Annotated in this window: 11 protein-coding genes and 1 riboswitch; of the genes, 1 reads left to right on the forward strand and 10 read right to left on the reverse strand. The window is 32.8% G+C overall.

Going from position 1 to position 15,591, the window contains the following annotated elements; genetic code table 11:
* Positions 1–7: 7 nt before the first annotated feature.
* Positions 8–397, forward strand: coding sequence for an HPP family protein (locus J418_RS16165; protein WP_136710914.1), 390 nt, complete (start codon positions 8–10; stop codon positions 395–397).
* 65 nt (positions 398–462) lie between these two features.
* On the opposite strand, the gene J418_RS0110000 is transcribed toward J418_RS16165, so the two are convergent.
* The 10 genes from J418_RS0110000 to pyk all read right to left on the reverse strand — a co-directional run bounded on the left by J418_RS0110000 (position 463) and on the right by pyk (position 15,578).
* Entirely contained in the window at positions 463–1,818 is a 1,356-nt protein-coding gene (locus tag J418_RS0110000; RefSeq protein ID WP_023625163.1) for an amino acid permease, read from the reverse strand.
* Between the two features lie 334 nt (positions 1,819–2,152).
* Positions 2,153–2,239, reverse strand: a riboswitch (glycine riboswitch).
* 446 nt (positions 2,240–2,685) lie between these two features.
* Positions 2,686–3,048, reverse strand: coding sequence for a sulfite exporter TauE/SafE family protein (locus tag J418_RS0110005; protein ID WP_017752319.1), 363 nt, complete (start codon positions 3,046–3,048; stop codon positions 2,686–2,688).
* Positions 3,049–3,285: 237 nt separating this feature from the next.
* Complete coding sequence (locus J418_RS0110010; RefSeq protein WP_017752318.1) at positions 3,286–4,410, reverse strand: radical SAM protein; 1,125 nt, start codon at positions 4,408–4,410, stop codon at positions 3,286–3,288.
* 241 nt (positions 4,411–4,651) lie between these two features.
* On the reverse strand, positions 4,652–4,981 hold the full coding sequence (locus tag J418_RS0110015) for a KilA-N domain-containing protein (RefSeq protein ID WP_017895511.1): 330 nt from the start codon (positions 4,979–4,981) through the stop codon (positions 4,652–4,654).
* 266 nt (positions 4,982–5,247) lie between these two features.
* The gene (locus J418_RS0110025; protein WP_017895513.1) at positions 5,248–6,837 is read right to left on the reverse strand and encodes a type I restriction-modification system subunit M; all 1,590 of its coding nucleotides are present in this window, start codon (positions 6,835–6,837) and stop codon (positions 5,248–5,250) included.
* A 211-nt stretch (positions 6,838–7,048) separates the two neighbouring features.
* Entirely contained in the window at positions 7,049–8,266 is a 1,218-nt protein-coding gene (locus J418_RS16170) for a restriction endonuclease subunit S (RefSeq protein ID WP_017895514.1), read from the reverse strand.
* A 72-nt stretch (positions 8,267–8,338) separates the two neighbouring features.
* The gene (locus tag J418_RS0110040; RefSeq protein WP_017895515.1) at positions 8,339–11,548 is read right to left on the reverse strand and encodes a type I restriction endonuclease subunit R; all 3,210 of its coding nucleotides are present in this window, start codon (positions 11,546–11,548) and stop codon (positions 8,339–8,341) included.
* Positions 11,545–12,120, reverse strand: coding sequence for a restriction endonuclease subunit S (locus tag J418_RS0110045; protein WP_017895516.1), 576 nt, complete (start codon positions 12,118–12,120; stop codon positions 11,545–11,547). Before J418_RS0110045 ends, J418_RS0110040 begins: the two co-directional genes overlap by 4 nt.
* Positions 12,121–12,534: 414 nt before the next feature.
* On the reverse strand, positions 12,535–13,911 hold the full coding sequence (gene rlmD, locus J418_RS0110050) for a 23S rRNA (uracil(1939)-C(5))-methyltransferase RlmD (RefSeq protein WP_017895517.1): 1,377 nt from the start codon (positions 13,909–13,911) through the stop codon (positions 12,535–12,537).
* Between the two features lie 248 nt (positions 13,912–14,159).
* Positions 14,160–15,578, reverse strand: a complete 1,419-nt coding sequence (gene pyk / locus J418_RS0110055; protein ID WP_017753293.1) for a pyruvate kinase — start codon at positions 15,576–15,578, stop codon at positions 14,160–14,162.
* Positions 15,579–15,591: the final 13 nt, after the last annotated feature.

A 15,591-nucleotide genomic window follows, 5' to 3' on the forward strand; every position in this document is an offset into this window, starting at 1 on the left:
ATTTCTATTGACTTTTACTAGCTGGTCTATAGCCGCAAGTTGTGTAATAATTTTCACTTTACCCAATAGTCCATTTTCACGCCCCAAAAATATCATGGGGGGACATATAATGAGTGCTTTTATTGGCTTATTTCTCATGAATTCAATGAATATTACTTCAGTGAGCTTAGCTTTAGCACTGAGTTTATCCATATTTTCCATGCTTTTAACAGACACACTTCATCCTCCTGCAGGAGCTACTACTGTTTTAGTCATGTATACCAAAGCCGGATGGCATTTTGTGCTATTTTCAGTAATAATTTCAACAATTATAATATCCATAATTTCAATTGTATATAAGCGAATGCATGGTTTTGTAAAGGGTGGTAAAAAAGAATTTAATGTGCAAAAGTTGTAAATATGTGTGCTACATTTATTTTCTACCAAAGAGACAGCATAAAGCTGAAGCTATTAGTTGTTATTTTAGCTGTTCCTTTTTAATTTAATTATTTTGTATATAATTCCAAGAATTATAAACCATACAGGTGTTACAAATAATGCTACACGAGTTTCTTTATTAAGTGCCAATACAACTAAAACAAAAACGATAAATATTAGAATTATATAACTTGATATTGGATAAAATGGCATTTTAAATTTACTTTTTGCAGCAAGCTCAGGGTTAGCTTTTCTGTACTTTAAATGGCATATAACTATAATAGCCCAAATAAAAATAAAACAAAATGTTGATATACTAGTAATAAGTACAAACACCCCTTCTGGCATAATATAACTCAAAATAACTGAAATCAATATAACAACTGCAGAAAATATTAGAGCATTAGAAGGTACTTTATGTGATGTCAACTTCTTCATTGACTTGGGTGCATTATTTTCTTTAGCAAGAGAATATACCATACGGCTTGTACTAAATATACCACTGTTACAAGCAGAAGCTGCAGATGTAAGTACAACAAAATTTATAATACTTGCCGCTGCCACTATTCCCACTGCAGCAAATACCTCAACAAATGGACTTTTAGCAGGATTAATTGAATTCCAAGGATATATACTCATAATTACAATAAGTGCTCCAATATAGAAAATAATAATTCTAATTGGAATATTATTAATAGCCCTTGGAATAACATGTTTGGGATTTTCAGTTTCGCCTGCTGTCAAGCCAACCAGTTCAATTCCAGTAAAAGCAAATACGACCATTTGGAATGAGAGTATAAAACCACCTGACCCATTAGGAAACCAGCCGCCGTGCTTCCAAAGATTTGCAAAACTGGATGCACCAGCATTTGTAGAAAATCCTTTAATAATCATAAATACACCAACTATAATCAATAATAGAATGGCAACAATTTTAATCAGTGCAAACCAGAATTCCATTTCACCGAACAACTTTACCGCAGTAAGGTTCATTCCAAGTAAGACTACAAGAAATATAAGACTTGGCAACCATTGAGGTACACCAGGAAACCAGTATTGCATATAAAGTCCAGAAGCAGTCAAATCAGCCATGGCCAGTGAAATCCAGCAGAACCAGTAGGTCCATCCCGTAATAAATGCTGCCCCGTTTCCCAGATAATCATGTACAAATTCCACAAAAGAATGATAATTTAAATTAGAAAGCAATAATTCCCCGAGGGCACGCATAATAAGAAAACAAATTAATCCTGTTATTGCATATGCAAATAAAATAGATGGTCCTGCCAGGTGAATTGACCTACCTGAACCAAGGAATAATCCAGTACCAATTGCACCTCCAATTGCAAGTAATTGAACATGACGATTTTTTAATCCTCTTGATAAGTTTTGATTTTCAGACATTTCAGACATATGTATTCCGCCTTTCTAAATATTACTGTTTCTAAATTCATATTAATGCCACCTTTGGTATTGTATATTTTCATTTTTCTCAAAATTCAGGTCAATGGACAATTAGACAATCAGTGGAGTAACAGACATATACAGTAAGACAAAAAATCAAATTTCAATACTATAGAATTGATTTTAGTAAATAATTTTGCTGTTGATTTACTTTTATACCCCATATTATTCAAAAGCTTGTACTAAATATTTTAATATTTGTAATTGGGGATATAAACGGAATAGATAAAATCTAAATGAAGTAATTGATTACATATTACTCTTACAAGATATGTTACCTTCCCCTGTCCTTTTACCTGAGAGTTTTGTCCTGCGACTTTCTCCTTCGGTGCTCATTAAGAGTCTCTCCAAGGATTCATCCAATAGCGGTCATCTCTAATTAAATAGGTACCTGAAAGATTCACTTCTTCGGTGAATGGCCATGCCACAACTCTCCCACTATCTTCATCTGAATTATTGAGTTTTACCTTCATATAATAATACATAATTAATAAAATTGCAATAATTTATTCTTTTTTATCTAAAATAAAAATACTATTTTGTCTAAATTATTAAAAATATTTATAATAATAAACTAATATAACTTTTCATAACAATATGAACTGAAGTTTCCATATATTTTTAACTATAAAATTTGTTATGTCTGAACCTTTAATCATACAAACACTATATTGTTTTTTATTGTATTTAGGTTTCTTAAAAACTGACATTTTTCATGTCTTTAATGCAACCTAATTAAATAAATAAATTCAAAAAAGCTCTGGATTTCTCCAAAGCTCTTAAAATCAAAAAAGTTATTATGTTTAATCATTTACTCAGGAAAGTTTTTATCCCAACTAAAATAATAAATATTCCAAAAGTCTTTTTCATTACATTGGCAGGAAGCACGTTTGCTAATTGACCGCCAAATTTAGCACTTACTAGCATTGCAGCACAAATAATTATACCGCCAACTAAGTCAGTATTTCCCTTTTTATAGTACTCAATAAATGCAAGTATGCCAACAGGTGGAAGCATGGCAATCAATGAAGTCCCCTGAGCTTTTAATTGAGAAAATCCTTCAAAAAACATTAAGGCTGGAATTATAATTACTCCACCGCCAACCCCAAATAATCCACTTAAGATACCTGCCGCAATGCCTATTACAATAAAGATAATTACATTTAACATAAATTTCCTCCTTGATCATTTAAAAATTTTTTTCTTTATACAATTCTAAATTGCCAATACATTCCACCTGCTTTTGATTACATTATATCATAATGATTAAACGTTTTCTTATTTAGTGATTTAATGTACTTGGAATAAGCTTTTATTTCCATTTAACTAAAAAGATGAAGAAACATATTGTAAGCATTTTGGAGATCATAATTGCCACCTGAAAATAAAAATCGGTGGCAAGACCTTCTAAAGAATCATCTCTCCTGGTTTATAACCCTCAGGCAATTCTTCTTCACCTAAAAATTTGAAATTTTCATCACGCAGTATTGGTAAAAATGCTTCATATGGAATTCTAGAAAACTCACAGGCATAATCACTGGCTCCAAACCATTTACCCTCTTTGCTGCTCAAGTTTAAATCTCTAGCAAATTTTGTATAGTTTGAGCAGTCATGAACTACTAAATCCCACTTTTCTTCATCGGCTATTTTCATGAATTTCAGAGTTAATTCCCTACTCCAAATTGGAGATATATAACCTTGTCTGGAAATATACATATTTTCCCCATAATAATTGTCTATGTTATTATCATTCAAATGTAATTCCGCACAATTGATAAAATCAAGTTCTGTATCTAAGATAGCTTGCTTTTTCTTAAAAAAAGCTTCGAAAAACTCAGGAGTCATTGGAGTTTCAATACCTACATTTTTAATATATTTTTTCGCTATTCCGATATTTTCAATCACTTTGTCTGAACACTTAGAAGCACCCAGATTGAAACGTATCTCATTAAGGCCGGCTTCACCTAATGCTTTTAATGTCTCTGAACTAGCTAAAATTCCATTTGTATATAGATGTTGATGAATTTTGGCATTACTAAATTTCCTTATTACCGAATAGTATTTTTCAATTTCCATGAATGGCTCTAAATAAACGTAGCAGATACCAGTGGGTTTCTTCTGTATGGAAAGAAGTAAATCAATATCCTTGTCATAAAATCTTGTGCCTCCAATTTCCCACATACCTTCGCCAATTGGGGGAATATCTTCTAGCTCTCCATAGTTATAACAAAACTTACACTCTATGTTACATTTGTTGGTTTTTCTGATTGCATTCAAACCAGTACCCAACAGACAAGAACGACATCCTTGTGGGAATTTACCTTCATCTCCAACAAAAAAAGTCCTATTTTTCAAAGTTTTCAAATTTTTAATCTTCGACATTAACATATCATTTCTATGATTGAGGGCTGCCTCAATTTGCGCAAAGGTAGAATAAATTATTTCTTGTTGTTTTGTCATAATTTCCTCTTCCTCAGGTAATGTTGAAAAAAATTCAAACCATATCAACGCATCTTTTTTTGAAATTTTCATAATATATTCTCCTATAATTAATCTTCCTGAAGACTCAATCAAGCCTTCCTTCTGTACTTTTTATACATTGCCATCTCCACACAGTATGAATGGATTTTATAGTCCCATCTTATCACCCTTTCGCTAAGTACTTCTCATTCATAATTATATTCTTTATGTTTTCTTAATTATTTTATCAAAAGTACATATACTAGGTCTTTACATATTTCCATCCCATCTTCATATAGTTTTACTTTCCCAACTAATTGTTTTGGTAGATGTAAAAGGTAATCTCCTCAGAAGCTTTCATTTTCTGTGGAGATAGAACAAATGCATTTTTACCTGCTTCTTTTCTAAACCCGTCGAATTCGACGGGTTTAAAATTTGGATTATTTATTTTCTCCCATAATCCCAAAAATTCTATAGTATCCCTATTTCTTAGCCAATTACGAATAACATCATTTGGCTCGTCACTTTTATATTTTGCAATATCAGTTAAACTGATATAATCAGCTTCATTTCCCTTTAAAACAATAGAAATATTTGTTCCATTTGCATTTATTGTTGCTTTATATTCTTTATTTTGGGGCATTAGTTACACCTCGTTTATCATTATTTAACAATATTATTTTACCATATAATAAATTGGCTTGTCTTAATTTCTCTTTAAAAACCTATCATGTGATTTTCTCACGCTTTCACCAGATACATAAGGGTTTACACTTACTGCTACTTGTTCCCAGCTAAGTCCATTTACATATCTCAATATCATAATCATCCTAATCTAGCTGTCATAAATACTTTCTATATACCTGTTAAGCCTATTGAGTTCATAGAAACATTTTTTCAAATTTAAATCTAAATTTTTACACCTAAAATCTTCAATTGTTCATTAATCTTCGCTTCAAGTTCTGCAATTTCCTTATTGTCTTGTTCTAACTGCCTATTTACTTCTTCCAAATCAATTGGAGCTTCTTCTTCAAAAGTGTCAACATAACGTGGAATGTTCAAGTTAAACTCATTTTCCTTGATTTCATCAATTGATGCCAAGTGAGCATATTTATCTATATTTTTACGCTCTTTAAATGTATTGATGATTTTATCTACATTTTTATCAATTAAGTTATTTTGATTCTTACCTTTTTCAAAATCATTACTTGCATCAATAAATAATATGTCTTTAGTTTTACGATTTTTCTTAAATACTAAAATGACTGTTGGTATACTTGTTCCATAAAATAAGTTAGCTGGCAGACCAATAACCGTATCAAGATAATTTTTTTCAATTAGAGTTTGACGGATTTTACCTTCTGCTGCACCACGAAATAGCACGCCGTGAGGCAAAACAATTGCCATTGTTCCATCACTATTTAAATGATATATACTGTGCAATATAAAAGCATAATCTGCTTTTGAGGCTGGTGCTAATTTCCCATAATCGCTAAAGCGTGGATCTTTTAATTTGGTTTTATCATTATCCCATTTCGCAGAATATGGTGGATTTGCAACCACTGCATCAAAACTCCGCGGGTGATCAATCCCTTTTTCGTCTGGTCCATCCGGCCAATCGTTTTCCAAAGTATCGGCATTATTTAGTGTCATATTGTTATAAGACACATTGTGCATCATCAAGTTCATACGGGCCAAGTTATACGTTGTTGTATTCAACTCTTGACCAAAATACTTCATAGGAATACCATCAGACAATTCTTGTCCAACAGTAAGCAGTAAGGATCCTGAGCCCATTGTCGGGTCATATATATTGAAAAATTCATTTGATTTTTCTACACCATTAGTGACCAATTTAGCTAAAATCTTGCTTACTTGATGAGGTGTATAGAATTCTCCGCCTTTTTTACCAGCACTTGCAGCAAATTTACCAATTAAGTATTCATAGATTTCACCTAGAATGTCTCTTCCATCATCTCCCTTGTATTCAACTTCGTCCACTAATTTAACTATATTGTTAAGTGATTTTGCACGTTCATTTGTAGAACTTCCAAGACGTGAATCTCCCAGGTTAATATCGTTGAATATACCACGGAAATCTTTCACCGCTTCCCTATTTAATTCCGCATTCTTATTAAAGTTATCAAAAATAGTCTGGTAGTCGCTAGGAATAACTTGTGCATCATTAATTTTATTAATCAAAGACTCCCATGTATCATTTGGCGCAATTGCATACCCCAAACTTGATGAAATATCTTCTAAATAATCATCCAAATCTGCACCTACCGCTTGTTTTAGGTAAGCATCATTGGTAGATTGTCCATCAGCAACATCAATAACATTGTTTCCTACTAAATACTGCTCTTGATGTTCTGAAAGGTATCGATAAAACATAAATGCCAGGATATAATTTTTGTACTCTGAAGCATCCATTGTGCCGCGCAATTCATTTGCCATGGCCCAAAGTTTACTAGTAATTGTTTGTAGATTATTACTCATTATTTTTATTTCCTTTCTCTTTTGAAATTATTTTATTCGATGTTTGCCAGCGGTAATACCCTTATCGAACTCTTTGAAAGTGATTCACACAAAATTGAAATTTTGGTTCTCTACTTTTCTTATAAAGTGGGTATAATGTCTGCTACGCCCCTGGATAACAATTTTCAAGTTTCAGATGTACAAAAAACTCCACTCGAAACCAAAAATCTGTTTATATAAACATCTGTTGTAGTAATGCTTTCTTTTGTTCTTGCAAGTGATTTAACTTACGTTGATGAAGGGTGATAAGCTTATTTAGCTGTTGAAAAAGCTCACTAATTTTCTTTTGTTCTACAATATCAAATGGGTGAAAGATAAACGTATCTTGCAATGCTGATTTAGAGATAGATGACACCTTGGTACCTTGCATCAATCGTAAAAGCTGATTATGATATGCATAAGAATTCATAAAATATCCAAGGTATCCTGATGCAAAAGATAATGTTGGTCTACATGGAATTGTATGTAGTCCAGAAATGACTATTTTTTCGCCTACATTTACCAATTCTGTGCACTTTCCAACCGTTTCATCTTCCGCTGCATCAGCAATAATTACATCCCCATTTTGCAACTTTGATGACCTGAATTTGTTTACCAAAGCACCATCTGTAATATATGGGATTTCATCTTTTTCAACATCTAGTAATTCTCCAAATTTGATTAGAACATCCCCGTAATGTACGTTTTTAGCTAGACCAGAATTGTAATTCAATTCAGCTCTAGCAAGAGTATTATTTGGTATATTCGTAAAGGTATCACTAAACTTACGCTGTTCCCAAGGGTGAGTAAATCCTGGAAAACGAAGTTCTGGAAAATCTTCGCCATTTTTCGGGAACATTTTTTGTAACAAACTTTTCTTCTTATCCTGCAAGTGATTTAACTTACGCTGATGAATGGTGATAAGGTTGTCGAGGTCCTTAAAAAAGACTCCCATAACTTTTTCCTCGTCATCTGTTTTCGGAAAATAAATCTTATACTTCGATAATTGTGGAACTGTTAATTGTGGTACACCCGTTGATTCAACCAAAACTTCGTGTTTGTTAATTGCATTCTCCAAAAAGTCAACATCATGCTTAGTCTTTACAGCTAATAGTCGAACAACTGGCGTAAAATCAACCTTTCTTGCCTTTGCATGACCTACGTCACCTCGTCCAGTCACTGTTACAGCAGGGGCTTTTATACGGAAATCATTCTTATAATACCCAACAATTCCATCATTGGTTAGTGCATTAGCTAAAACAGGATATTTTCCTGAATCAACAATTTTATTTTTATCAATATCTCCACCAGCAACAATTTCCATTGATTCATCACCCAACTTATGCTGTTCCCAAGGGACAGTGAATCCTGGAAACCTTATTTTAGGTACATTCGCTTTATTTTTATCCATTTTATCTCCTATCTTAACTGTCAATTGATAGTCGGCAGTTCAATAATTAATTTTAAAGTATTATATGATAAATTAGCTTTCAGCCTGATCATCGGCTAATTCATAAATGGCTTCACGCAAACCATTACGGTACTTGATTTTAGACAAAGATTGTATCTCTTCATTATGTGCCAACGTCTTATAATCCACGCTTGCCTTAGCAATTATATCCCGGATTTGACCGGTATCATCTAAATCCTGCATACCATAACGATGATGACTAAATAATTCACGCATCTGAGCACTTGTAATAATATCTGTAATTCCCCACTTCACTCGAAAATCCAGGAACATTCTATCAAGGCTGACATTGTTGGCCGCTTGAATAATTTGTTCACTATCTCTCAATTTCACTGGATATTTAAGATTAGAACCTTCGGTTGGAAAATGCCCTTTGATAATAGCAATTGCTGCATTCATAACCTTCACAGCATAATTTCTATCTTCCAAACCATTGGCAAATTGATCAATTTTCTGTTTTGTAGCTTGTGCTTCCTGACTCTTGCCCTCATGCACCTGGTTTAATAATCGTTCTACCAATTCAGTTAAATAATCATAATCTATTTTCACATCCTTCACATGAGTCATTCTTAACTCAATTTGATAAAAAGGAATTTTCTTTTCTTTTGATATATGTTGTTTAAGCTCATTGGTTAAAACTGTAGTAAGCATGGCTTCTTGAACACTTGTCATGCCTAATTTTTCAACTAATTCATCAGGATTGTCGTAATTGAAACCTACTGTATTTCCATCGACTTCTTCAGGGGTATATTGTTTTAATTTAGCCATGCCAACATTATAATTGCGCAGCAAATCAAACATATATTCTTTTTGCTTCTCAGAGGATGGTAATTGCTGGAACTCATTAGTTAAGCTGTCTAATTTCTGAGCAACCTCTTTAACTTCATTAAATACATCTTCAAAAGATTTGGCGATAATACCATCTTTTTGGTTAGATTCACGCTGTTCATCTTCTGATAAAATTGCAGAATCCTTATTAGCATAAATTGCAAGAGCTTCATTCATCAGCTTCTCATTTTGAGCAGGCCAGCGATAATTTACAATACGCCCCCAGGGTTTTTCCTGCATATCAGCAATACGGTTTGTTCTTGAATAGGCTTGAATAAGTCCAGCCCCTTTAAGTGTTCTATCTACATAAAGGGTATTAAGCTCTGGTGCATCAAATCCAGTCAAAAGTTGATCTACCACAATCACAATATCTAAGAAGTTCTTGTCTGTAGCAGTTTTATTCAAACGACTAGTAACATCCTGTGTATATCCTGATACATCGTCCATGCCAAAGCTTGTACCAAATTCTCTGTTATAGGCTTTGATAGCATCATGTAAACCTTGATTGGTAGCAAGCATACTATCATTATTGGATGAGTTTTGGCTGAATGTAACTGCTACTTTTAATGTTTGCCCACCATTTTTCCTATTTTCATCATTTACTCGTTGAAATTCATTGAAATACATCATTGCCATTGGAGTACTCGCTTTCCCACCACCAACATGAGTAGTAAAGAGGGCATTATACTTGCCTCCATTTGAACGATTTCGCCAGTTCTTAAAAATATCTTCAACTACTAACTTGATATGATCCGGATTTTCATCATAGAAACTTGGTTCAACCGCATCATCCATATCTTCTTGACTTAGATTATTAATCTTATCTATAATTTTTTGTTCAGTCCATTTCGGATAATGTTCGCGATAAAAATTTGGTAGATATTGCAATTTCATTTGTTCTTCATCAATAGTTGTTTCAAAATCCACTTTAAAGCCTAAAACATTTCTATCTGCAATTGCTTCACGAATGGTATAGGCATGTAACAATGGTCCAAAAATATCTTCAGTTCGTAAGCCACTGGTAGTTTCATCAAACATAGGTGTTCCTGTATAACCAATCCAAGCGGACTTCTTAAAAGCTTTTTGTATCTTTTCAAAGTTTTCACTGCCAGTTGAACGATGTGCCTCATCCACGATAAATACAATATTTTTATCAGGTGCTTTAAAGGATTTACGTTTTACTAATGTATCAAGCTTTTGAACAGAAGTAACAACGATATTATTATCTTTACTCTTTAGTTTACGGCTCAAATCATTAGTATTATAAGTATTTTGAACACTACCAATCATATCCTCACTAGCATCTGGATCATAGGCACTATAATTTTCATTTGTTTGTTTCGTTAAAGCAATTCTATCTACTACAAAGACAACCTTATCAATTTTCGGCATACGACTTGCAAGCCATGCTGTTTTAAAACTAGTTATAGTTTTACCAGAACCAGTAGTATGCCAAACATAACCTACTTTATTTGTGCCGAGCTCAAAATCAACCTTTTTTAAATTTTCAATTACATTCTGAGTCGCATATACTTGATATGGACGCATTACCTTTAACATTGGTTTGTTTTTTGTGCCGTCCAAAATCATATAATTAGTAGCCATCTGATGTGCCATTGGAATACTTAACATTGAATCAGCAAACTCTTTCCAATTACGCACAATCGTATTATCACTTTTACGCTGCCAGTTAAAAGCAAAGTCTTTATTGAACTTATCCGGCATGGTATTCGCCATATACTTCACGTTATTTGGCGTAATTGCCACCAATATTTGTAAAGTGGAAAAAATATCACCATATTGATTTTCTTCAGAATATTGATGCATTTGATTTAATGCTTCATTGACATCACGTGTATCACGTTTTTCCTCAATTTGTATAATAGGTAAACCATTAATAAGAAGTGTCGTATCAAAACGACGATTTTGTTTCCCTGTGATAATTGCAGGGCGTTCGATTTGATTAACTACTTGATATAGTGTATCTCCAGCACCAATTTGTTTTTGATCGAAAACCGTTAAAAATACATGACGACCATCATCTAAATCAATTTCGATTTGCGATACACCATTGAGTCCATATAAAAATTGTCCAGCTTCATATGGTGTTTGAATATCAGATATAATCTTTTTAACTTGATTAAATTCCACAGTACTTAGAGGATGATCAAGTGTATTTTGATTATGTTGTTCAAGAATCTCTTTGAAGTTATCCCAAAGCTTTTCTGTAGTTTTAATTTTTGGTTCATACTTCCACAGCTTTGTTTTCACACAGTAATCAGCAGGTTTTTCGCTAACCATAAAGTCGCTTATTCCTTCCAGGTGTTCAGGTTTAGTTATGGTTCCACTGGTAATATATTGTATTAATTCAGTTTCAAATTGCTCTTCATTCATTTCTCACTTGCCTCCTCTAACCTGGATAATATGATTTTTGTTTCAAGTTCTGCTGCTCTATTTTTAAGGCTTTGCAATCTTAACTGATTAAAATAGACTTGTCCTATAATTTTTTGCTTATCTATGGAAGGTATTTTTGGTATTTCAAGCTGTTTAAGCTGCTTGAGAGTATATTTTAAAACTTGCGAACCTTGCAGTCCCAAAACAAACTGTTTCTTGATTATTTTGTTTTCATTAATGAGATAAACTAAAAACTTTGAATCAATATTATTGCTAGGTAATAATTTAACGTAGTTTTGCGTATAAAGATATCCCTCGTGTTCTTTTCTTACCATCGCTGCAATTCCCGTGATTAAACTAAACACCACATCACCATCGCACAAGGTATTTACTTTATCATTGGTTCTGACTTGTTTATTGTCCATATCATTTGAAATAATACCTACCAAATCATCTGTTAAATCTGTTTGACTATAATAAGTAAAAAGCGGTGTTTTCTCATCAAACACTTCAGTAATTCTAAACTGAGGCGATCCACTTACTAATTCAACTAATTCACTCAACTTTTTCATAAAATATTGTGCCTTTCTAAAATTAACTTTATTTGCTATGATGTGATCATATCACAAAAGTAATTTTATTGCAACTAGTAAAAATGTAATTTTCTAAAATTACATTTTTACTATTAAGTACTAATTTTAATGAAATAATTTAGCCTAACCAACATATTAACTTTAACAAAAAAACTGAAAGCCACTGATTTCAGTGACTTTCGATTGTATCAAAATATATATTTACATATTTATGTATTCCCCGTGTCAAAAAACTGTTCCCTATTCCAGTATATCCAAACATAAAACACACGACAAAAGGGCATAATGCTCTAAGCCTTTGATATACAATATTTTTTTAAGGAACACATTACTACGTTACCCTCCGTAATGCGGGCTTTCACGCTAAGCTCAGACTTCGCACACTCATCTTCACTAAGCGTTCAATGCCACAACACACTCAACATGAGCAGTCTGGCAAAACATGTCTACGGGTTGTACTTCTTTAGTCGAATATCCAAGTTCCTCAAGAATTTTAAGATCCCTGGCAAGAGTACTGGGATTGCAGGACACATATACTATTCTCTTTGGCTTCATCCTGGCAATTGCATCAAGTAGAACTCGCTCACATCCTTTTCGAGGGGGATCCACAACAACAACATCAGCTTCTATTCCATCATCTATTAAACCTGGAATAACTACTTCTGACTTTCCAACTATAAACTCAGCATTATCTATTCCATTTTCTGCTGCATTTAATCTGGCATTTTCTATAGCCTGCTCTACTATTTCCACCCCATATACTTTTTTTGCTCTTTGTGATAAGAATAATGATATTGTTCCTGTTCCACAATAGGCGTCGAATACTATTTCATTGCCTGTCAATTCTGCATATTCCAGTACCTTATTGTAAAGTATTTCCGTTTGAACTGGATTTACCTGAAAAAAAGACAATGGCGATATTCTAAATTTGAACTTTCCTATATAATCATGTATACTTTCTTCACCCCAGAGAGTTATACATTTTCCACCCAATACAGTATTTGTCTTTTTACTATTTATATTTTGAACTATACTTTTAACTCCGCATATATTCTTTGTTATAAGTTCTATAATTTCGGATTTAAATGGCAGTCTAGAGACAGCCGTTATAATAACTACCATTACCTCATCAGTTGAAAATGCTCTTCTCACCATTATATGCCTTACAATACCTTTACCACTTTTTTCATCATATGGCTCAATGTTATATTCACTCATCCAATTACGTATAATTTTAATTACTTCATCTGCAGTTCTATCCTGTATACAACAGGAATCCATATCTATTATTTCATGACTACGCTTGGCATAAAATCCAATATTTATACCCTCCTTGCCACTTCCTACAGGTAATTGTACTTTATTTCTATATCTCCATGGATTTTTCATTCCAATAGTATCAAGTACATCTATTCCACTATCTTCTTCCACATTAAACTTTCCTATTTTTTTCAGACAGTCTATAACTCTTGTTTTCTTAAAATTCAATTGTAAATTATAAGAAATATGCTGAAGTTGACAGCCTCCACATCTTTTATATATGTTACATTTTGCTTTTAGTCTATCTTTTGACTCTTCAATTATCTCAATAATTTTCCCAAAAGCAAAGTTCTTGTTTATCTTTACGATTTTTATCCTTACTTTTTCATTAACTATAGCTCCCGGTATAAATATTGTAAATCCATTTATTCTGCCTACTCCTTCGCCTTCATATCCCATTCCATCTATAGTTATTGTATATTCTTCATTTTTTTGTACTGCCTTTTCCATTGCTCCACCACCATAAAATCACATTATATATAAATTTTTAAGTATAACTAAAAAAATAGCACCTGTTTTAAAGGTGCAAAATAATATAGAATCAGTTGTCTCTTAGTTTCATATCAATAATTCTAACCGTGTATCACTATATTATACATTAACTTTGTATAATATTTCAATATTTTTTATTAAGTTTCTTAAAATTTTTGTAAAAGAAATAACTCCAGGCAAAATCCCAGAGTTATTTAATAGATTAATTATTTAACTACATTAACCTTGATCATATTTGTAGTACCAGTAGTGCTAACTGGTACTCCTGCAGTTATAACTGCCAAATCATCTTTCTTTATATAACCAGCTTTTAATGATGCATCTATAGATTTTTCTACCATTTCATCTGTAGATTCATATTTATCTGTAAGTATTGCAAAAACCCCCCAATTAAGAGCTAATTTTCTACATACTTTTTCATTTGGAGTAGCTGCAATAACCGGACAAGCAGGTCTGTACTTTGAAACTCTTACAGCTGTACTTCCGCTCTGAGTAGCTGTTATTATTGCATCTGCATTTAATTCAGCTGCTGTAGAACAAGCTGCAAAACTTATAGCATTGGATACATCAGTTACACTAGCTTCTCTTTTCTTTTTAAGTAATTCATCAAAATTAATCTTGGATTCTGCAGATTGAGCTATTCTTGCCATAGTCTGTGCTGCTTCTACAGGATATTTACCATTTGCAGATTCTCCACTTAACATTATAGCATCTGTTCCATCAAAAATTGCATTTGCTATATCTGATGCTTCTGCTCTTGTTGGTCTTGGATTTCTTATCATTGAATCAAGCATTTGAGTAGCTGTTATAACAGGTTTACCTACACTATTGCATTTAGCTATTATGGACTTTTGTATAAGAGGTACTTTTTCTATTGGAATTTCAACTCCCATATCTCCTCTTGCAACCATTATTCCATCTGAAGCTTCTATTATTTCATCTATATTGTCTACACCTTCCTGATTTTCTACCTTTGAGAATATCTGGATGTGTTCTCCGCCATTTTTCTTAAGTATATTTCTTATAGTTATTACGTCTTGGGCTTTTCTTATAAAGGATGCTGTTATTATATCCACGCCTTGTTCGCATCCAAATTTCAAATCTGATTCGTCTTTTTCTGTAGTAGCCGGAAGCTTTATGGATACTCCTGGTACATTAACACCTTTATGACTGCTAACTAAACCACTATTCTTAACTACACAATTTATTTTGTTTCCATCTATGCTTTCAACTTCCATACCTACTAATCCATCATCAATAAGTATGCTGTCTCCAGGCTTTACATCTTTATAAAGATCTGCATAAGTTATGGAACACTTAGTTTCATCTCCAAGAATTTCTTCTCCACAATATACAGTGAATTTTTGACCTTCTTTTAATTCAAGCTTGCTTTTAAAATCCCCGGTTCTTATTTCTGGTCCTTTTGTATCAAGAATTATAGCTATTTGTTTATTGTATTTTTTCCTAAGTCTCTTTATTGCATCCATTCTTCCCTTATGCTCTTCATGGTCACCATGTGAAAAGTTATGTCTTGAAGCACTCATACCAGCCTCAATAAGTTTTGATAAAATTTCATCTGTGTCACTAGCAGGACCAACGGTAAAAATCATTTTAGTCTTTTGCATATTTCAATCTCCT

Source organism: Clostridium tyrobutyricum DSM 2637 = ATCC 25755 = JCM 11008, from assembly GCF_000359585.1.
GTDB classification, from domain to species: Bacteria; Bacillota; Clostridia; order Clostridiales; family Clostridiaceae; genus Clostridium_B; species Clostridium_B tyrobutyricum.

What these genes read in the sequence shown, in the direction of transcription:
- J418_RS0110000 (WP_023625163.1), bottom strand. Translation starts at nt 1,818, where the DNA reads ATGTCTGAAAATCAAAACTTATCAAGAGGATTAAAAAATCGTCATGTT.
- J418_RS0110005 (WP_017752319.1), bottom strand. Translation starts at nt 3,048, where the DNA reads ATGTTAAATGTAATTATCTTTATTGTAATAGGCATTGCGGCAGGTATC.
- J418_RS0110010 (WP_017752318.1), bottom strand. Translation starts at nt 4,410, where the DNA reads ATGAAAATTTCAAAAAAAGATGCGTTGATATGGTTTGAATTTTTTTCA.
- J418_RS0110015 (WP_017895511.1), bottom strand. Translation starts at nt 4,981, where the DNA reads ATGCCCCAAAATAAAGAATATAAAGCAACAATAAATGCAAATGGAACA.
- J418_RS0110025 (WP_017895513.1), bottom strand. Translation starts at nt 6,837, where the DNA reads ATGAGTAATAATCTACAAACAATTACTAGTAAACTTTGGGCCATGGCA.
- J418_RS16170 (WP_017895514.1), bottom strand. Translation starts at nt 8,266, where the DNA reads ATGGATAAAAATAAAGCGAATGTACCTAAAATAAGGTTTCCAGGATTC.
- J418_RS0110040 (WP_017895515.1), bottom strand. Translation starts at nt 11,548, where the DNA reads ATGAATGAAGAGCAATTTGAAACTGAATTAATACAATATATTACCAGT.
- J418_RS0110045 (WP_017895516.1), bottom strand. Translation starts at nt 12,120, where the DNA reads ATGAAAAAGTTGAGTGAATTAGTTGAATTAGTAAGTGGATCGCCTCAG.
- rlmD (WP_017895517.1), bottom strand. Translation starts at nt 13,911, where the DNA reads ATGGAAAAGGCAGTACAAAAAAATGAAGAATATACAATAACTATAGAT.
- pyk (WP_017753293.1), bottom strand. Translation starts at nt 15,578, where the DNA reads ATGCAAAAGACTAAAATGATTTTTACCGTTGGTCCTGCTAGTGACACA.